The organism is Kocuria sp. 2SI, assembly GCF_005502825.1.
GTDB classification, from domain to species: domain Bacteria; phylum Actinomycetota; class Actinomycetes; order Actinomycetales; family Micrococcaceae; genus Kocuria; species Kocuria palustris.
Genome location: NZ_SCNB01000008.1, coordinates 21926 through 42074, shown reverse-complemented (window position 1 = coordinate 42074; position 20149 = coordinate 21926). Strand labels below are relative to the sequence as shown.

Annotated in this window: 10 protein-coding genes and 1 tRNA gene; all 11 read right to left on the bottom strand. The window is 64.5% G+C overall.

Annotated features, from left to right (window positions below):
* Positions 1 to 132 precede the first annotated feature (132 nt).
* The 11 genes from FFS25_RS06285 to FFS25_RS06235 all read right to left on the bottom strand — a co-directional run bounded on the left by FFS25_RS06285 (position 133) and on the right by FFS25_RS06235 (position 20147).
* Positions 133 to 3138, bottom strand: a complete 3006-nt coding sequence (locus FFS25_RS06285) for a restriction endonuclease (RefSeq protein ID WP_137802286.1) — start codon at positions 3136 to 3138, stop codon at positions 133 to 135.
* A 2-nt stretch (positions 3139 to 3140) separates the two neighbouring features.
* Complete coding sequence (locus FFS25_RS06280; RefSeq protein ID WP_137802285.1) at positions 3141 to 4991, bottom strand: site-specific DNA-methyltransferase; 1851 nt, start codon at positions 4989 to 4991, stop codon at positions 3141 to 3143.
* A gap of 57 nt (positions 4992 to 5048) precedes the next feature.
* On the bottom strand, positions 5049 to 7934 hold the full coding sequence (locus FFS25_RS06275; protein ID WP_137802284.1) for an SNF2-related protein: 2886 nt from the start codon (positions 7932 to 7934) through the stop codon (positions 5049 to 5051).
* Between the two features lie 358 nt (positions 7935 to 8292).
* Positions 8293 to 8366 (bottom strand) — tRNA-Pro (locus tag FFS25_RS06270).
* Between the two features lie 72 nt (positions 8367 to 8438).
* Positions 8439 to 11354 (bottom strand): DEAD/DEAH box helicase, encoded by a 2916-nt coding sequence (locus tag FFS25_RS06265; RefSeq protein WP_137802283.1) that lies wholly within the window; start codon positions 11352 to 11354, stop codon positions 8439 to 8441.
* The gene (locus tag FFS25_RS06260) at positions 11351 to 11749 is read right to left on the bottom strand and encodes a (deoxy)nucleoside triphosphate pyrophosphohydrolase (RefSeq protein ID WP_137802282.1); all 399 of its coding nucleotides are present in this window, start codon (positions 11747 to 11749) and stop codon (positions 11351 to 11353) included. Before FFS25_RS06260 ends, FFS25_RS06265 begins: the two co-directional genes overlap by 4 nt.
* A 325-nt stretch (positions 11750 to 12074) precedes the next feature.
* Positions 12075 to 12929, bottom strand: coding sequence for a hypothetical protein (locus tag FFS25_RS06255; protein WP_137802281.1), 855 nt, complete (start codon positions 12927 to 12929; stop codon positions 12075 to 12077).
* Positions 12930 to 13016: 87 nt separating this feature from the next.
* Positions 13017 to 16469, bottom strand: coding sequence for a pyruvate carboxylase (locus FFS25_RS06250; RefSeq protein ID WP_137802280.1), 3453 nt, complete (start codon positions 16467 to 16469; stop codon positions 13017 to 13019).
* A gap of 241 nt (positions 16470 to 16710) precedes the next feature.
* Positions 16711 to 18309, bottom strand: coding sequence for a ribosome biogenesis GTPase Der (gene der, locus FFS25_RS06245; RefSeq protein ID WP_249933800.1), 1599 nt, complete (start codon positions 18307 to 18309; stop codon positions 16711 to 16713).
* Positions 18310 to 18354: 45 nt separating this feature from the next.
* Positions 18355 to 19056, bottom strand: a complete 702-nt coding sequence (cmk, locus tag FFS25_RS06240; protein ID WP_137802279.1) for a (d)CMP kinase — start codon at positions 19054 to 19056, stop codon at positions 18355 to 18357.
* A complete protein-coding gene (locus FFS25_RS06235; protein WP_137802278.1) occupies positions 19038 to 20147 on the bottom strand; it encodes a prephenate dehydrogenase in 1110 nt (369 codons plus the stop codon). Before FFS25_RS06235 ends, cmk begins: the two co-directional genes overlap by 19 nt.
* Between the last annotated feature and the right edge of the window lie 2 nt (positions 20148 to 20149).

The window sequence follows — 20149 nt, the reverse complement described above, 5'->3', positions numbered from 1 at the left end:
CGGCTCCACAAAGGACTCGGAGTACCGGACACCGGTCGAGGTCGAGACTGCTTGCACTGAGCCCGCGGTGACCGCGCGCTCGGTGCCCTGACCTCGGAACGAAACCCAGGGCTCTTAATCCGTAAAGAACCGTCAGAGCTTCCACGCTTGGGGCACTGAAACTGCATAGTCCGGCACACCGATCGCCTCGAAGTGTCGCTTCGCAGACTTGATCTTGGCGTTCTCTGTCGGGCGGCGCTTGGTCTCGTCTTCCGTGCTCTTTGTCTCGCGGATCATGTAGACGCGTTCCTCACCGTCCTCCTGCTTCACGATCGCCCAGTCCGGGTTGTACGGGCCGACCGGGGTGTCGATCTTGAACTTGTCCGGCAGCTTCATGAAGAACTTGACGTCCTCGCGCCCGTCGAGCAGTTCCGCGAACTGGCGCTCGGGGTCGGAGTCGTAAACGACGTAGTCGAAGTTCGACTTATCCGCGTTCTCCAGCTTGTACATCTGGTCGAGGAAGCGTTCCTTCTCCTCCTCGCCGTCCTTGCGCAGCTCACGTAGCTCGTAGACGGAACCTGCGATCCTCTCGTACTGCACGCCGTCGACGACAAGCTTCGCGAGCTCGGTCTGCATGAGGCGCTTCGCCATGACGATGAAGTCGTTCGGGTTCGCGATGAAATCGCCCAGCCGGCCACTACCGACGAGGACGTCGACGATGGTCTTGCGGGTGAGGGATGTGGCCTCCTGCAGCTCTCCGATGATGTCGGGTAGGTCGTAGCTACCGCGGAGGCCCTGCTGACGGGACCCAAGCTCCTGACCCTTCGCGCCACCGCGGAGCACCTTCACGCCCGCGCGGGTGACCTGGATGCGCAGCGGATCGATGTATGGTGCTTCCTTGATCGCCTTGACCGAGTTTTCGATGATTGTTTCGCGCTCGACCTCGACGCGGTACGTCGTGCGACGATTGATCGTCTCCCAGAACTTTTCGAACTCCGGGTTCGCGAACAACTCCTTGTTGAGCTTGCGCGAGCGGCGTTTGCTCTTCGGCTTGACGTGCTTGTCGATGTTGGCGCGGCCGGCCAGTTCGATAACGAGCGGCTCGGTCCATACGAGGTCGACCGGAAGGTTGAGGCTGAATCCCTGAGTGTTGGGTTGAAACTTCGACTGTACGGCGCCCTCCGTGTCGATAAATTCTTGCGCCAACAGTTGCTCCCAGATCCTCACAGATCTCTCGTAGCCAAGGTTCTCATCGGCGAGAGACCCGTCCGGGTTCTGCATCGGAATTTTCGAGAACTCCGCTTTGCGTACACGCCCGATCTCGATACCCGCTTCCTTGTACTCCTTTTGGAGCGCGTCAGCAAACTGCTTGTACGACTCGTTCGCCACGACGGTTAGCGTTGCGATGCCGCGGTCGGCCACACGCTCGTAGCCACCCTCGCGCTTCGCGACCGGAAGGCGCAGGCCACGCCCGAGCGTCTGGCGTCGCTCTGTCTCGGCACCCACCTCGCGCAGGGTGCAGATCTGGAAGACGTTCGGGTTGTCCCAGCCCTCGCGCAGGGCAGAGTGGCTGAACACGAACCGCGTCGGCTCGTTCTCGTCGAGCAGGCGTTCCTTCTGCTGCATGATCAGTTCATAGGCGTCGTCATCGGCCTTGGTGGTGCCGGACGTGTCCTGGAACTTGTCCGCCGCGCCCTTCTTGCCCTTGAGGACAGAGAAGTAGCCGCGACGCAGCTCAGCCGGGTCCTGCGGAAGCAGCTCCTGCCACTGCGGTGACTTGGCACGCTCTTCACGGAACAGCTCGTCGAACCACTGCACGAACTGCCCGTTCGCATCGTTGTTGTTCGAGCCGTCACCGAGGAAGCTCTCGACCTTGTCGATGAAGAACAGGCTGAGCACCTTGATGCCCTTGGCGCGCAACTGCGTTTCCTTGCGCAGGTGCTCTTTGATCGTCTCGCGGATCATCTCCTTGTAAATCGCGCCCGACGATCCGCCGATGCTCTCGCCCTGATACAGGTAGCCGTGCAGCGTCAGGTCGACGTACGCGGGTTCGATGCCCATCTCGTTGACGCGCCAGCCGTCGTAATTCGCGTTGTTCGTCAGGCGAGGATCGGACAGTTCCTGGTTCTGCTTGACGTTCACCACGCGCCGCTCGAGCGAACCGTCCGCCTTCCGGCAGGACAGCTCCAGCCGGGCGACCCAGCCCTTGTCGTTCTTGACCTCGACCAGCTTGATGTACGGCGTCGCGTCCGCTCCTTGCTGCTGCACGTCGGCCACCACGATCTGCTTCACCAGACCGAGGTCGTGTGCGTCGACCGGGTCGAGCCGGTAGACGACGTTCCGGAGCTTCTTGTGGGTCGCGCTGTAGCGCAGCGTAAACACGGGGTCGAGTTCGCTCACGGCCGACTGAGAGAGCAGGGACTCCATGTTCTGCGGCTCGTCCATGATGACGACCGGGTGCGTCGCCTTCAGGTAGTCGATCGGCTTGAGACCGTTCAGCTTGTCCCGCGTCTGGTGGATGATGCGCGTCGCCGCGTTGCCACGGATCGAGTCGATCGTCATGACCATGATCTGCACGTTGGTCGACGTCGCGAACGACTGCACCTCCTCGGCCGTCTTACCGCTGTAGACCGACGAGTCGAAGGTGATGTTGCGCTTCTTGTACAGGTCCTCGAAGTGCGAGCGCATGAGCCGGATGCTCGTGTTCACGCCCTCACGGATCGCGACGCTCGGCACCAGGATGACGAACTTCGTGAAGTTGTACTGTGCGGCCAGCTCGAAGATGGTGCGGAGGTACACGTACGTCTTACCTGTACCCGTCTCCATCTCGATATCGAAGTCGAGCGCCGAGTCATCAAACAGCTTCGAGGCGACCTCGAGGCCGTTCTTGTCCTGCACGCGCTGCAAGTTGGCAAGCACCGTGTCGCGGTCGAGCACCAGGCGGTTTCCGACGGCGCCGACCTCCTGCGAAAGGTCGAGGTCGAGCGCGGCGTTCTCCGTCTCGTCGAAAGCGGCTACCTGGCCGCGCAGCGTCGTCTCGAGCTTCTCGGCATCCCTCGGCTGCCCGTCGAACAACTCGACGACCGAGTTGATCGCGTCGAGCTGGTACGGCTGACTGGCGTCGAACCTGAATCCGCTCCTCGCTGTGTTGTCTCCCATGATCAGGCCGTCCAGAGCTCGATGCCCTTGCTCTTACAGAGCTGAGCCAGGTTGGTCTTGAGCTGGTCATCGCCTTGGAACGCATCCTCCAGGACGATCAAGCGAGCAGGGTCCTCATCCACGACGGCGCGCAGCTGCTCGAGCGTCGGCTTGAAGTGCTCGTTCAGGTAGGCGAGCACGATGCCGTCACCCACCGAGCGCAGATTGAGGCCGGCCACATCGACAGGAGCGATCTGCTCAGTCAGCGAGTAGCCCTGCTTCAGGAGGATCTCTGAAAGGAGGTCATCGGCAGAGGCTTCGTCGGCACTGCTCGACTCGCGCAGATCGAAGAGGTGCTGTTCGAGTTCAGTCCGATCGACGTCGCTCGAGACCTTCCACTTCGAGAAGTTGGTATCGGCAAGCGTGTAAGCGCGATAGCCCAAATCTACGGGCCCCCCGGATTCTGCCAACGCCCTCTCAACTTCATCTATTCGCGCGCGACTAATATCCGCGATAGTTCTAAACCCCGCACTCCACGCCTCACTTTGCGTCGCCAGCGGCTCAGGCAACTGAACCTGAATTACTCGACGACGCGCACCGTCTTCAGCGTTCAACGCCATAACAGCATGTGCTGTCGTGGCCGACCCTGCGAAAAAGTCGAGAACAATGTCGTCTGCAGATGTCGTCGTAAGCAATAGTTGGCGAATCAATTTCGTAGGCTTCGGATAGTCTACGAAGACTCCAGCGCCGAGGAGGTCATCAACTTCTCGCTTCGCCGTGGCGGTGTCCCCGGCGACCATCCGCGATAGCAACGTCACTGGGACCAGGCCCGATTGAACTTCGGACAAGTACCTCTTCACCATCGGAAGCGAATCACCGGCGCCCCAGACGACTGCCCCCTCAGCAACCTTTGCGTTCCAAGACGCCTCGCTGAACACCCAGTACCGATCCTTCGGACGCTTGAGGATGGTTCCGTCCGGCTTCGTAATGGCATAATCAGCGGAGTAAAAGTTGTGCGCAGTGACAGGATCCAGCTTCCACGGCCCCTTGGGGTCATTGTCCGGATTCTTGTAGGCGTCGGCCGCCGCGCCATCACGAGGAAGCAAATGCCGGTCCCACGACTCCTTTCGCTTCGCGAACGCGACAATGTACTCGTGCTGACTACTGAAGTACTTTGAGGAGTTCTTGCGCGTGTGAACCTTCTCCCAAGCGAGGTTCGCAAGGTGGTTTGATTCGCCGAATAGCTCCTTCATGAGCCTGACTAGTGAATCGACTTCATTATCATCGATGCTGACGAAGATCGCTCCATCCTCGGTCAACAAGTTCCGCGCCAGCTTCAACCGCGGGTACATCATGTTGAGCCAATTGGAGTGGTAACGCCCCTCGGTGTCCGCGTTGGTAGAGAGCTTCTTGCCCTCCTCGTTGACCTGGCGCGTCCACTCGAGGTAGGTGTCAAGACCCTCCTTGTAGTTGTCCGGGTAGACGAAGTCCTTGCCGGTGTTGTACGGAGGATCGATGTAGATCATCTTGATCTTGGCGTGGTAGTGCTTCTGCAGGATCTTGAGCACCTCGAGGTTGTCGCCCTCGATGAACACGTTCTTGGTGGTGTCCCAGTCCTTCGAGTTCTCGAAGTCGGGGCGCAGTGTCGCCGTGGTCGGCTCCTGCGCGGCACGCAGGGCGCGCTTCTTGCCGGGCCAGAACAGGCCGAAGCGCTCGCTGGTGTCGGCGGCGTCGCCGTCCAGCAGTTCCTTGAGCTTCTCCACGTCCACCTTGCCGTCGGCAATGACCTCGGGCATCAGCTCAGCAAGCTGCGCTGCCAGTTCGGTCTGGAAGTTCGGTGTGGTGGAAGGTGTTTCGTGGATTTCTTCGCTCATCGGGTATTTCTCTTTCCTCAGTTTAACAATTTTGATGTCTTTTGTGAACGCTGACCGTTACGCGACGATGCGCCAACGGATCGCGAACAGGTGCTCGGTGTCCTGGGTGCCTTGCAGGGATTGCTCGATCATGTCGAGCTTCTCGTCGATCTCTGCCTGCAGCTTGCGGCGTGCATCACGGAAGTCGTCGTCGGCCTCGTCCGCCCGGCGCTCCCACTTGCGGGCCTCACGCTTGAGTTTGAGCTGCTCCATAGGGTCGTCCGCTTGCTTCGCCGCCTTGCGGGCTTCTTTTTCCTTGGTGCGGTACTCGCGGATCTTGCCTTCGTGCTCGGCCTTTCGGTCCTGCTGGTTGCGGTAGAGCAGTTCCTCCTGCTGGTCGTAGTAGCGAGAGTTGCGCCCCTGGACTTCTTTCTCCAGCTCACCGAGCCGCGCTTTGAGCTGTGGCTCGACCTTGGCGACGTCGACCGCGACGGGTTGTTCACCCACGCCTTGGCAGGCGAGGTCGAGGATGTCAGCGACGTACTCCTCGTCCAGGTACTGGCCGTCGTCGGTCATGCCACCGGCGAGCATGTACGACTCGGAGATGTCCTCGTCGCGTGCTCGCATCGTGAAGGTCAGCAGGTTGACCGTCAGCTCGCCGCTCTTGCCTTCGAGCGCCTTGACAGCGTTGCTGGCCCGCTTCGATTGGCCGAGCGAGAAGGTCAGTTCGCGCTGCGGCGTCTCGTGCGCCTTCGCGGTGTCTGCGACGTGCTGCGCGAGCGGGCTAGCGTAGCGATACTGGTGCGCGTTCGGGAGCGGTTTGGACTTGAAGAAGTAGCGGCCCGTCGGCGCGTCCTTGGTAGGAGCATGGTTTAGCACGAACGTGCGGCCGTCGCCCTCGAACGTCGCGACATCGCGGAGTTCGTGCTGGGTGATCGCAAGCAGGAGACGCTCGAACTTATTGAGAACGTCGCCCGACTGCTCGTCGTACGCCTTGAGACGATCCTGCACGTGCGGGTCGAGGTGGTCGAAGACCTTGGCCTTGGCGCTGGCCATCTCTTTCGAGATCTCGCCTGCGAACTGATCCTCGAGCTTCTTGAACGCTGTTTCGATCTCGTCGGCCGTCTTGCAGCGGGTGAGGATGTCGCTGATCCGCTTCTCGAAGTCGAGGCCGTCCTCCACCGCGCCAAGCACCTCATCGGAGGCGCCGAACACGCTCGAGAACAGTTGGAACTTGTTCGTCAGCAGCTCCAGGATGCGCTGCTCGGCGACGTTGCCCTTGTTGCTGAAGTTCACGACAACGACGTTGTGCTTCTGGCCGAAGCGGTGCACACGACCGATGCGCTGCTCGACGCGCTGCGGGTTCCACGGCAGGTCGTAGTTGACCAGCATCGAGCAGAACTGCAGGTTGATGCCCTCAGCCGCCGCCTCGGTGGCGATCATGATCGTGCCTTGCTCGCGGAAGTAGTCAACGAGCGCTTTTCGACGATCGACCGCCGGAATGCCCGTGATCAGATCGCCGTCCTTGTTGGCGGTCAGCCACGCCTGGTAGATCGCCGTCTGCTCAGGTGAGGTGTTCGATCCGTTGAACAGCACGATGCCCTCGCCGCGACCAGCGTCGGCCAGCGTGCGGGCGATGTACTCCTGCGTCTTCGTCGAGTCAGTGAAGATGATCGCCTTCTCGGCGGCACCCAGCTCACGCAGGCGCTCAAAGCCCATATCGAGGGCCTCGTTGAGCTTCACGGCCTTCTGGTTGACGGTGATCGAACGAGCAAGTGCCGCATACTCGCGGAGCTCATCCACCTCGGCGCGCATGCGCTTGAGGGTCTCGGCATCGAGCTGCGCGCTCGACGACTGAGCCGTCGTCTCCTCGGCCTCCTCGACGATCTCTTCCTCGAGTTCGTCACCAGACTCAAAGTCGGCCAGGAACAGCCCACCTCGGTTGTCACGGAGCTTGCCAGCGGCCACCTCGTCTGCCAGGCGGTTGGCGATGTTGTCCAGGGTGCTCGCCACGGCATATGTCGACGAACCGAGGCGCTTACGAATGATGAGCGCCGAGAGATGGCGCTGCGATCCCGCGAACGCGAACAGCTCATCGCGCTGCAGGTAGTCGTTGACCAGGTCGTACAGGCGCACCTCGTCGGGCGACGGCGTGAACTCCACCGTCAGCGGCATGCGCTTGGTGAACCGGATGTACTTGTTAGCGTCCTTGCGGAGCGTGCGCTTAGAGATCGCCGCTACACGCTCGACCAGGTCGTCGTCGCCGGTCAGGTCGCGGCTCTTGATGTAGCGCTCACGGAACGCGTCGAGCGAGTAGAAGTCGTCGGGGTCGAAAATCGACACGAGCCCGTACAGCTCCTCGAGCTTGTTCTGCAGCGGTGTCGCCGTGAGCAGCACCGTTTTGTGCGCGCTGCGGGCGACGTGCGAGACAGCCTCCGCCACCTTGGCCTTGCCGTTCCAGTAGCTGCGCAGGCGGTGCGCCTCGTCGGCCACCACCAGGTCCCACGACTTCAGCAGTGCGGTCTCGTGGCGGAGGGCGAACTCATACGAGCAGATGAGCACCTCAGCGGCGCGGGTGTCCGTCCTCGCGAGCAGCGCGTCTTTCGACCTGGCGTCGAGGATCGTGGATGGGGTCAGGAACTTTTCGTACAGCTCCTGCTTCCACTGCTGGCGCAAACTCGAGGGCGCAATGATCAGGACGCGCCGCTTGCGCTCGGCCCAGTACTGCGAGATGACGATGCCCGCCTCGATCGTCTTTCCGAGGCCGACCTCGTCGGCCAGGATCACGCCTGGCAGAAACGGGGTCTGTAGCGCGAACAGAGCCGCATCGATCTGGTGGGGCTTAGGCTCGACCTGCGCGTCGAACAGCAGACCAGCGAGCTTGCCCACGTGGTCGTTGGCGAAACTGCGCTGTAACTCATGCGCAAAGTACTTCGCCTGGTAGTCAGTGAGGGATTGAATCAACGGGAATCACCGCATACGGTCGCAGGCAAATGCCTCGGTTTCCGATTCCCCGCTGACGACCTGCAACAGGTCTGCATCTCCATCCCACACCTCATTCCGTCACGCTCCTCTGCGCTCGGGACGCACCTCGCAGTGTATTCATACTACTTGAACGGGGCCTCGAGAAGGTCCCACCTCGCTAGGTGACGTTGAGTCCTGGGTCTACTGTGCTTCGCAGTCCACGTCCACCAAGCCCCGTTGCGCTGAACCTATGTCCCGACCGGAATACCCTACGGCCTTGACGGAGATAACGACCCATACGAAAAAAGCCTGAGTCGCGACATCGTTTGTCAACGATGTCGCGACTCAGGACAAAAAGTCGGGATGACAGGATTTGAACCTGCGACCCCCTGACCCCCAGTCAGGTGCGCTACCAAGCTGCGCCACATCCCGTGGACGTCGCCGTCCACTGCACCCGGATCGCTCCGAGCACTCGCAGTACTGTACCCCACCGCCGGGCCAAGTTCACATCGACGCACCCGGCGACGTCGGCCGCAGGAAGTACTCGTAGAGACTGTCGTCCAGCGGCGCCTCGAGGTCCAGCTTCATGGTCACCACCGGCAGCATGGCCCCGGACCCGCCGGGCATCTGCGTCTGCTCGGCCTCCCGAGGGGCGGCCTGGCCCAGGTAGAAGAAGTCGGTGCCCTCGGCATCGTCCTTCTTGGCGAACACGTGCAGCGGGACCTCCTCGGCGGCGATCCGCCGCTCATCCACCGAGTTCAGCGTCTTGCGGCTGCGCGTGAACCAGCGCACCGTCGACGGATCGAGCAGCTCATCCTCGTACTTGGTGGACGCGGAGACGTCGTCGTCCTTGTGGTAGGTGATGAAGATCGGGCAGGTCTGCGTGGCGGCGTCGATCTTGTACCCGAAGATCACGCCCTGCTGGTTCGACTCCCACCCCAGCAGCCGGCACACGTCCTTGCGCGAGTACCGCTGGCCCTGCTGCAGCTCGCTGCGCCAGCCGTGACGATGCCGGGCCAGGTATAGACCTGTCTCGATCGCATCATTCACGTGGGCGCGGAACGTCTCGTCGTCTCCCCATTCGGCCAGGAACGCCTCCGAGAGCCGGTACCGCTCCCTCGTCGTCTCGACGACGCCCGCGCCGCCGTACTTCGTCGTCTCCTGCTGCGTGAAGAACCGGTAGGACAGCACCCGTTCGCTCGACAGCACCGTGCGGGCGTCGTCGGCCAAGTCCTGGGAGCGCAGCAGGTCACGGAACTCAGGGCGAGTCAGGGATTGACCATCGAGCAGCGTCTGCAGCAGCAGGAGCTCGTGCGGGCGCTTGCCGGGCAGCAGCTCGTGGTCCAGGAACGCCAGGAACCCGCGCTGCTGCCGGGTGGGTGCCGCATCGGCGGCTTTGGCCTTCACCAGGAAGTCCCAGTACGACGTCGCCCGGGCCGTCGCCAGCACCACCGGGTCCACGGTCTCGAACCGGGCGAAGTCCATGAGCCACGGCTGCTGCCCCAGCCGCTGATGCATCTCGCGGTACGCGGTCTTGAGGTTGGCCAGCGAATCGAGGTTGGTGTCGGAGATGGAGCGCAGGATGGCGTCGCGGGAGATCTCGTCGAAGTTCACGGACGACAGCCCGGAAATCGCCCCAGCTGTCTGCGCCCCCAGTACCTGACGCCGCAGCTGGTCCTTGCTCAGCGACGAGTCCCCGAACAGCGCCATGGGGATCATGTAGTTGTTCGTGTAGTTGCCGATGAAGTCGATGACCCGCAGATGGTCCTTGCCCTCGGCCAGCCGCAGCCCGCGCCCGAGCTGCTGGGTGAAGATGATCCGCGACTGCGTCTGGCGCATCATCACCACCTGATTCACGGACGGGATGTCGATGCCCTCGTTGAAGATGTCGACCGTCAGGACGTAGTCGAGCTCGCCGCCTTCCAGGCGTTCGACGACGGCCGTCCTCTCCTGCTGCGACTGCGCACCCGTGAGTGCTTCCGTCCTCAGCCGCTTGCCGTTGACCGCGGAGAGATTGAGCAGCTCGTTGAGCTCGTTTGCTTCTTCCACGCGGCTGCAGAAGATCAGCCCGCGCACCGGTCCCTTCTGCCCGTAGGTCTCGATCATCCGCAGCAGGTGGTGCACGCGTTCGGGAGCCACGAGCCGGGAGAGCTGCGCGGTCTCGTCGACGGTCGTGCCGTCCTCGTACTGGAAGTCCTGCACGCCGTAGTAGTGGAACGGCACGAGCATGTCGGCTTCCAGCGCTGCCTGTAGGCGGATCTCGTAGGCCACGTTGTGATCGAAGAGCTCGAAGACATCGACGGCATCCGTGCGCTCCGGAGTGGCGGTGAGCCCCAGGAGGAAATCCGGGGTGAGCCGATCGATCATCTCCCGGTAGGTGCGCGAGCCGGAGCGATGCACCTCATCGATCATCACGTAGTCGAAGCCGGCGGCCTCGATCTCCTCCAGCGCCCCAGGACGGGAGATCGACTGGATCGTGGCGAAGACATATCGCCGGTCCAGTTCCCGTCGTTGCGCCACGAACTTGCCGAACTGATCGGCAGGCTCTTCGAGCACGCGTCGGAACTCGCTGAGCGCCTTGTCCACGATCTGCTCGCGGTGCACCACGAACAGCATCTTCCGTGGTTTAGCCTGGCGCACTTCCAGCGCGCCCAGGATCGTCTTGCCGGTGCCCGTCGCGGAGATGACCAGGGCCCGCCGCTCCCCCGCCAGGCGAAGCCGCTCGATCCGCTCGAGCGCTTCCTCCTGCATGGAGTTGGGCACGATCGTCGTCGGGATCCCCGACGACGCCGGTGGGAGGAAGCCGTCGACGGGTGCGGCCACGAGCTGCGGACGCTGCGCATACTCGATCGCGTAGGCGTCGATGAGCTCGTGGGTGAGCACGACGGCCTCGTCGATCTGCCGGTCCACCGCCGTGCGCAGCTGCTCGGCGATATCGCCCTCGGGCAGCGCGGAGAAGCGCAGGTTCCACTCGCGATTGCGCAGCAGCGCGTTCGACGTCAGGTTCGAGCTGCCGATGATGGCGGTGGTGCCCAGGTCCTGGTCGAAGACGTAGCCCTTGGAGTGGAAACCGCGCTTGGGATCCAGGTGGGCATAGACCTCGATGCCGGGCAGGGCGAGCAACTCGCGCAGGGCGTCCGGGGCATTGAAGTTGAGGTAGGTGGAGGTGACGATCCGCCCGGTGCCGCCGGCGGCCACGAAGTCGAGCAACGGCTGCTTGAGCATCGCCAGGGCATCGGTGGTCACGAACGCGACGGAGAACAGGAAGCTGCCGGAGCGGCGCAGCTCGTCGAGAATGCCGCGCAGCATCGTGTTCTCGTCGTCGTTGGAGATCAGCACCGGGTGGTGCAGCTGCTCCGAGGCGGTCTGCCTGTCCAGGAAACCGAACGCGGTGTCGGCGCGAAGCGCCTGGCGTTTCATGCCTGCAAGTCCTGGATCACGCGCTCGACGGCCGGGATGTCCGCCGGCGCCCAGTTCAGCTCGCGCAGCTCGGCCGCCGGCACCCATCGGATCTCGGAGTGCTCGGTCAAGCGGGGCGTGCCTTCGCGCAGTGTGCAGTAGTAGGTCGCCAGGGAGACGATGATCTTCTCGTACTCGAAGACCGTCGTCTCCACGTGCTCGCCAATCTCGGCGGTGCACTGCAGCTCCTCGACGAGCTCGCGAGCCAGCGCCTCCTCGGGCGTCTCTCCCGCCTCGATCTTCCCACCGGGGAACTCCCACATGCCGGGCAGGCTCATCTGCTCGCTGCGCCGCGCGGCCAGCACCGTCTGCCCATCCACCAGCACTGCGCCTACGACCTCGACCTGCTTCTTCACACTCGCTCCTGCTCCGCTCGACTGCATCGAGCCAGCCTGGCTCGATGATTGCAGCCTACGAGGTGAGGCCGCCGTCAGATGACACCTACGGCATTATGGCCCTCGACCCGGACTTGAATTGGCGCTTCTCAAATGAGGGGTGAATATAGCTTGGTTGCCACGACGCCACCTACCACGCACCGAACTATCGGAGACCGTCACTGCGGATTGATCGGGCAATGAAAAATTAGATCGTCATCAGGGTCCAATATTATTGAGCATAGAGCAAGTATATTCTATTTGAGCACGAAATTTACTTCAATAAATAGTCAATGCTCACATATTTCTAACCATCAACCCGTTCTGACCTGTTCTCGGCATATCTAGCACCACCTCTAATAACACCAATAACGCTGAAGACCAGCATTGCGCACGTTACTACCGATTCAAGTTTCGATGGTTGTGTAATTTCTCCTTCGATATCGAAACTCGGTCTTATGCCACCCCAATCCGGCATGCCACTCACATTCCAGATATCGGGTATTTTTGCTCCGATCGGAGGGCCAAAGTTTGCCACAAACTCGTCCACGTATGCCATTTTTAAATTTCTACCGCCGCGCATATCCGCCCACGATTCAAGGCCCTTGACGTGATCACTTCTCAAATATTTTTCAAAGGTTGCAATTATTATCCATGGGTTTGAGTTTACCAGTCGCTGGTGCCCAAATTCTGATGCTGACGCAAGCACAGATAAATACTTTCGCCTTAGGTCTGCGGATATCAGCGCAGCAACCTGAAAAAAGAACATACAAAAAATCGCGAAACCAATGAGCACCGCCGAAGCAGAGAGCGCCATGAGGATGAGAGCTAAAACTAGGAAAAATGAAAAATATGCCCAGTTTGTCCGGCGACCATCTGCCCCCATTAGCTTAATAGCACCGAAAGCATTAAGGTAATTTTGAGCAACCACCGCTCTCTCGATCAGTGATCTTGATATTTCGACATCTTCTACCGAGGACAGCCGGCCCAGGTCTGTATTCAATCTCTTTTCCCAATATTTCCTAGACTCCGGAGACCCCTCCCCTCCGTTCCAGCGATCTTTCACTCTCTTGGCTGCTAAGAAAAGAAATGACACTACAGGGACTACCCACCCCCATCCAATATTTCCGATTATATCGCCGGCGACCCTTAAGGCGTCCAAGTGTGCTCCATATTGCTAAAAACGGACAAACTTTCAAAACCGAGATGACACTGAGAGCCATTCGTCCCAATTACAATTCTTACAGGATCACTCCGTCTCGATCTCCACCACCAGATCCCCGCCGGCGACCTGCGCCGGCCCCTGGACGACCACGCGCTTGACGGTGCCGCCCACGGGAGTGGTGACCGAGGCCTCCATCTTCATGGCCTCGATCGTCGCGATCTTGTCGCCGGCCTCGACCTTGTCGCCCTCGGAGACCGTCGGCGTCACCGCACCCGCGAAGGGCGCAGCCACGTGCCCCGGGTTGGACTTGTCCGCCTTCTCGGCCTCCACGAAGTCCGTGGCCACCGAGTTGTCGCGGACCTCGAGCATGCGCATCTGCCCGTTGAGGGTGACCATGACGGTGCGCATGCCCTTCTCGTCGGCCTCGGAGATGGCCTGCAGGGTGACCAGCAGGCGCACGCCGCGGCCCAGGGAGACGATGTGCTCCTTGTCCGGCAGCAGGCCGTAGAGGAAGTCGCGGGTGTGCAGCACGGACATGTCGCCGTACTCCGCCTGACGCGACTCGAACTCCTGGGTGGGGCCGGGGAACAGCAGCCGGTTCAGGGTCGAGCGGCGCACAGCGGCATCATCCGACTGCAGACCGGCGCGGTCCTCCTCCGACAGCGGAGTATCGGCCGGCGTCTCGTGCCGCCCCTCGAGCGCCTTGGAGCGGAACGGCTCGGGCCAGCCGGCCGGCGGAGTGCCGAGCTCGCCGTTGAGGAAGCCGATCACCGAATCGGGGATGTCAAAGCTCTGCGGGTTGGCCTCGAACTCGGCCGGGTCCACGTCCATCCCCACGAGCTGCAGGGCCAGATCGCCCACGACCTTGGACGACGGCGTCACCTTGACCAGGTGCCCCAGCATCCGGTCGGCCGCGGCGTACATGTCCTCGACCTTCTCGAATTTCTCTCCCAGCCCGAGCGCGATCGCCTGCTGGCGCAGGTTGGACAGCTGCCCGCCCGGGATCTCGTGGCGGTACACGCGCCCGGTGGGCCCGGCCAGCCCGGACTCGAACGGCGAGTAGATCCCGCGCACGATCTCCCAGTACGGCTCCAGGTCGAAGACCGCGTCCAGGGACAGTTCGGTCTCGCGCTCCGTGTGCTTCAGCGCGGCCACCAGGGCCGAGGCCGACGGCTGAGACGTGGTCCCGGCCATCGAGGCTGCGGCGACGTCCACGGCATCCACCCCGGCCTCGACGGCGGCCAGCAGCGTGGCCACCTGCCCGCCGGCGGTGTCGTGGGTGTGCAGGTGCACGGGGAGGTCGAACTTCTCGCGCAGCGCGGTGACCAGACGGCGCGCGGCCTCCGGGCGCAGCAGACCGGCCATGTCCTTGATCGCCAGGATGTGCGCCCCGGCGTCGACGCACTGCTGAGCCAGGTCCAGGTAGTAGTCCAGCGTGTAGACGGTCTCGTCCGGATCCAGCAGATCGGAGGTGTAGCACAGTGCCACCTCGGCCACGGCGGTCCCGGTCTCGCGCACGGCCTTGATCGCCGGCTCCATCTGGGACACGTCGTTGAGGGCATCGAAGATGCGGAAGATGTCCACGCCGGTGGCCGCGGCCTCCTTGACGAAGGCGTCGGTCACCTCCACCGGGTACGGGGTGTAGCCCACGGTGTTGCGCCCGCGCAGCAGCATCTGGATCGGGATGTTCGGCATGGCCGCGCGCAGGCGGGCCAGCCGGTCCCAGGGGTCCTCGCCCAGGAAGCGCAGCGCCACGTCGTAGGTCGCCCCGCCCCAGGCCTCGACGGAGAACAGCTGCGGGACGGTGTGCGCGTAGGCGGGAGCGGCGGCCAGCAGGTCGCGGGTGCGGATGCGGGTGGCCAGCAGGGACTGGTGGGCGTCGCGGAACGTGGTGTCGGTGACGGCCACCGAGGTCTTGGAGCGCAGGTGCGCCGCGAACTCCTCCGGGCCGTGCTCGAGCAGGTAGTTGCGCCACCCTTCCGGGTACGGCGCCTCGGAGGGCCCGTCGAACGGCGAGCGGTCCGGCTCCTCCGTCTTGTCGCCGGGGTGGCGCGGCAGCTTCTCGCGGGGATCGATGCCCTCCACGCGCGGGCCGTTGGGCTGGTTGACGGTGACCTCTGCCAGGTACTGCAGCGCGCGCGTGCCGCGATCGGCGGAGCCGCGGGCCTCGAGCAGCTCCGGGTGGCGCTCGATGAAGTCGGTGGTGATCTGCCCATCCAGGAACTCGGGATCCTGCAGCACCGACTGCAGGAACGGGATGTTGGTGGCCACGCCGCGGATGCGGAACTCGGCGAGCGCGCGCGAGGCGCGGTGCACGGCGGTCTGGTAGTCGCGGCCTCGGCAGGTCAGCTTGACCAGCATGGAGTCGAAGTGCGGGGAGATCTCCGCACCGGCGTAGATCGTGCCGCCGTCCAGGCGCACACCCGAACCGCCTGCGGAGCGGTAGGCCGAGACCTTCCCGACGTCCGGGCGGAACCCATTGGCCGGATCCTCCGTGGTGATGCGGCACTGCATGGCGAAGCCGCGGACGTACAGGTCCTTCTGGCGGATGCCGATCTGCTCCAGGGTCTCGCCGGCGGCGATGCGCATCTGGGCCTGGACCAGGTCGACGTCCGTGACCTCCTCGGTCACGGTGTGCTCCACCTGGATGCGCGGGTTCATCTCGATGAACACGTGCTGCCCGGCCCGCTCGCCCACGGTGTCCACCAGGAACTCGACGGTGCCGGCGTTGAGGTATCCCAGCTCCTTCGCGAACGCGACGGCGTCCTTGTGCAGAGCCTGGCGGATGTCCTCGTCGAGGTTCGGCGCGGGCGCCATCTCGATGACCTTCTGGTGGCGGCGCTGCAGCGAGCAGTCGCGCTCGAACAGGTGCACGGTCTCGCCCGTGGCATCGGCCAGGACCTGGACCTCGATGTGCCGCGGCTTGAGCACAGCCTGCTCCAGGAACACGGTGGGATCGCCGAACGCGGTGCCGGCCTCGCGCATGGCCGCATCGAGTGCGTCCTCGAGCTTGTCCTCGGACTCCACGCGACGCATGCCGCGCCCGCCGCCGCCGGCCACGGCCTTCACGAAGACCGGGAAGCCGATCTCCTTGCCCCACTCGAGCAGCTGCTGCTTGTCGTCCGAGGGCTCGGAGCTGGCCAGCGTGGGGATCCCGGCCTTCTTGGCGGCCTTGAGTGCTGCGACCTTGTCTCCAGCCAGGCTCAGGACGTCTGCTGCGGGGCCGATGAACGTGATGCCGTTGTCGGCGCACTTCTGAGCCAGATCGGCATTCTCGGACAGGAAGCCGTAGCCGGGGTAGATCGCATCCGCGCCGCACTCCAGCGCCACGCGGATGATCTCGCCCACGTCCAGGTACGCCTTGACCGGGTGGCCCTCCTCCCCGATCCGGTAGGCCTCATCGGCCTTCTGCCGGTGGATCGAGTTGCGATCCTCGTAGGGGAACACGGCCACTGTCTTGGCCCCGAGCTCGTACGCCGCGCGGAAGGCGCGCACCGCGATCTCACCGCGGTTGGCCACCAGGATCTTCGAGAACACAGAGACTCCATCTCCGGGAGCGCGACGCGAGCCGCTGCCCCCTTTGGGGTACTAGCAGTTGTGGGCCAGCTTACGCACTCGATGTGGTCTGACCACATTTTTCGGGGGCGCGTCCGTCACTGAGCCCCGCGGCAGAGGCCCCGTGGACACTCACCGAGCGGCCGTCGGGGCGCCGGGCACGACGACGGCCCCGATCCCTGTCGCGCAGAGGGGATCGGGGCCGTCGTGGAGAGTTCGGGGCTCAGCGCTTGCGGGAGCGGCGCTCGCGCACGCGCATGGTCACCTCGATCGGGGTGCCCTCGAAGCCGAAGGTCTCGCGCAGCCGTCGGGCGATGAACCGTCGATAGCCGGGATCCAAGAAGCCCGTGGTGAACAGGACGAACTTGGGCGGGCGCGTGGAGGCCTGCGTGCCGAACAGGATGCGCGGCTGCTTGCCGCCGCGCAGCGGGTGCGGGTGCGCGGCCACGAGCTCGCCCAGGAACGCGTTGAGGCGCCCGGTGGGGATGCGGGTGTCCCAGGACTCCAGCGCGGTCTCCAGGGCGGGGACCAGCTTGTCCTTGTGCCAGCCGGTCTTGGCCGAGACGTTCACGCGCGGGGCCCAGGCCACGTGCGCCAGGTCCTTCTCGATCTCGCGCTCCAGGTAGTACCGGCGCTCCTCGTCGAGCAGGTCCCACTTGTTGAAGGCCAGCACGATCGCACGGCCCGAGTCGATCGAGGTCTGCACGATCCGCACGTCCTGCTCGGCAAGCGGCTCATCGACCGCCAGCAGGATCAGCGCGACCTCGGCGCGCTCGATCGCCGACTGCGTGCGCAGCGAGGCGTAGTACTCCGCGCCCTTGGCCATGTGCTGACGACGACGGATGCCCGCCGTGTCCACGAACCGCCAGGTCTTCCCGCCGAGCTCGATGTTCTCGTCCACGGGATCGCGGGTGGTGCCCGCCAGCTCGTTGACGACCACGCGCTCGGAACCGGCCAGCTTGTTGAGCATCGAGGACTTGCCCACGTTGGGGCGGCCCACGAGTGCCACGCGGCGCGGTCCGCCGACCAGCTCGGGCTCGGCCACCTCGGAGAACTCGGGCAGGATCTCGAACAGTGCGTCCAGCAGATCCGCGGCACCCTTGCCGTGCAGGGCGGAGACCGGGAACGGCTCCCCCATGCCCAGCGACCACAGCGCGGTGGCCTCCAGCTCCATGGCCTGCGAATCCGCCTTGTTGGCCACCACGATCACGGGCTTATTGGCCCGGCGCAGCATGCCCACGATGGCCTCGTCGGTGGCGGTCACGCCCACGGTGGTGTCCAGGACCAGCAGCACGGCGTCGGCCTGCTCCACGGCCAGCTCGGCCTGCTCGGCCACGGAGTGATCGATGCCGGAGGCATCGGCCTCCCAGCCGCCGGTGTCGACCATGGTGAAGGGCCGGTCCATCCACTCGGCGGAATACCGCACACGGTCGCGGGTCACGCCTGGGACGTCCTCCACGACGGCCTCGCGGCGGCCGATCACGCGGTTGACCAGCGTGGACTTGCCGACGTTCGGGCGACCGACCACGGCGACCACCGGGGCCGGCTTGCGGTACAGGTCCGCGACGTCGTCGCCGGCCCACTCTGCGAGCAGGGCCAGGTCCTCCTCGTCGAGGTCGTAGTCCTCCAGGCCCTCGCGCAGGGCCTCGGCACGAAGCTCGGCCTCCTCGTCGTCGATCGCGGCCAGGCGCTCCGAGATGTCCTGATCGCCGCCGCCGAGGATCTTCTCCTCGTACTGATCATGCGGGCGCTGCGGTGCGCCCTCGGGTCCGGGGCCGGACCACTCGGAGTCGTGGTTCGTGTTCTCGGGGGTCTCGGGCATCGGAGCCCCTCCTTCTGAGGTATCTGGGAAAAGTTTGCGGGAGCTTCAGGCGAGCTCGGGGACCGCGCGCAGGACCAGGTCCATCACGGCGGTGACGGTCTGCTCGATGCTCAGCTCCGAGGAGTCCAGGTGCGTGACGCCGTCGGCGGCGTCGGTGAAGTTCACCAGCTTGGAGTCCTTGGCATCGCGGCCGGTGACCTGCGCGGCCAGAGCCTCCTTGGACTGCGAGGAGCCCAGCTGCGCGCCTCGGCGGGAGAGCCGGGCCGCCTCGGAGGCGGTGAGCAGCACGCGGACGTCGGCGTCGGGGGCCACCACGGTGGTGATGTCGCGGCCCTCGGCCACGATCCGTCGGCCGGAGGCCTCGATCATCTCGCGCTGGCGCTGGACCAGGATCTCGCGCGCCTCCGGAACGGTGGAGACCGAGGAGACCGCGCCGGTCACTTCGGTCGAGCGGATGGCCGCGGTGACGTCCTGGCCGTCCACGCGGACCTGCTGCTGATCGGGATCGGTCGAGACCTCGATCGGTGCGGTGCGGGCGGCTTCCACCACGGCATCGCCGTCGCCCAGGTCGATGCCGCAGTGCACGGCCCACCAGGCCACGGCGCGGTACATGGCACCGGTGTCCAGGTAGCCCAGGTCCAGCCGGCGGGCGATCTCCTTGGAGACCGTGGACTTGCCGGACCCGGAGGGTCCGTCGATGGCCACCACGGCCTGGGTGCTGTGCTCGGTCACTGGACCACCTTCCATCCGCGCTGCTCGAGCGCCTCCACCAATTCGTCCCGACGGTTCGGGTCCACGGAGATCTCCGCCAGGCCGACGCGCCGGCCCAGGGAGTGCTCCAGGCGCAAGTCTTCCAGGTTGATCCCGGTCTCGCCGACCGCGCTGAACAGCTCGCCCAGCTTGCCGGGCTTGTCATCCACCAGGACGGTGAGCTGGGCGAAGGCCTTGGGGGCTCCGCCATGCTTGCCCGGGATCCGGGCCTGACCCGCATTGCCCTCGGCGATCAGCTCGGCCATGTCCAGGCGCGCGCCGGGGCCCGTGGGCTCCTCCAGCGTGGAGATCAGCCGGTCCAGGTCCTCGCGCACGCCGTGCAGCGACGGCACGATCGAGCCGGCATTGGCCGAGAGGATCTGCACCCACAGCCCCGGATCGGAGGCGGCGATGCGCGTGGTGTCGCGCAGCCCCTGCCCCGCCAGGGACAGATGGTGCAGCGGCGTGTCCTGCAGGCGCGAGGCCAGCAGCGAGGACATCACCTGGGGGACGTGCGAGATCAGGGCCACGGCGGCGTCGTGCTCATCCGCCTCCAGCTCCGTGATGTGCGCGCCCAGGTCCTGTGCCAGCGAGCGCACGCGCTTCACGGCCGCCGGATCGGTCTCCGGCGCTGCGCACAGCACCCACGGCATGGTCGTGAACAGCTCGCCGCGCGCGGCCACCGGCCCGGAGCGCTCGCGCCCGGCCATGGGGTGGGAGCCCACGTAGCGGCGCAGATCCGCACCGCGTGCGCGCAGACCCTCCTGGATCGCGGACTTGACCGAGGCCACGTCCGTGACGATCGCCTGCGGGTGCTCCGCCAGGGTCTGCGCCACGGTCTCCACGACGACGTCCGGAGGCGTGGCGACCACGATCAGGCTCGGCTCGGGGACGGTCTCTCCCGCAGCCAGGGCCAGGCGCTCGGAGCTGCCGGCGCCGATGTCCGCGCCGATGGCCTCGGCGGTCGGGGAGGCATCCCGCAGCCAGGTGGACACACCCAGATGCCGCAGGCCTAGGCCCACCGAGGCGCCGAGCAGGCCCGCGCCGATGATCAGCACGGGCCCCTCGGCAGCGGTCTCAGCGGCCACCC

Coding starts and splice junctions, on each gene's coding strand:
- FFS25_RS06285 (WP_137802286.1), bottom strand. CDS start 3,138: ATGGGAGACAACACAGCGAGGAGCGGATTCAGGTTCGACGCCAGTCAG.
- FFS25_RS06280 (WP_137802285.1), bottom strand. CDS start 4,991: ATGAGCGAAGAAATCCACGAAACACCTTCCACCACACCGAACTTCCAG.
- FFS25_RS06265 (WP_137802283.1), bottom strand. CDS start 11,354: ATGAAACGCCAGGCGCTTCGCGCCGACACCGCGTTCGGTTTCCTGGAC.
- der (WP_249933800.1), bottom strand. CDS start 18,309: ATGCCCGAGACCCCCGAGAACACGAACCACGACTCCGAGTGGTCCGGC.
- cmk (WP_137802279.1), bottom strand. CDS start 19,056: ATGGAAGGTGGTCCAGTGACCGAGCACAGCACCCAGGCCGTGGTGGCC.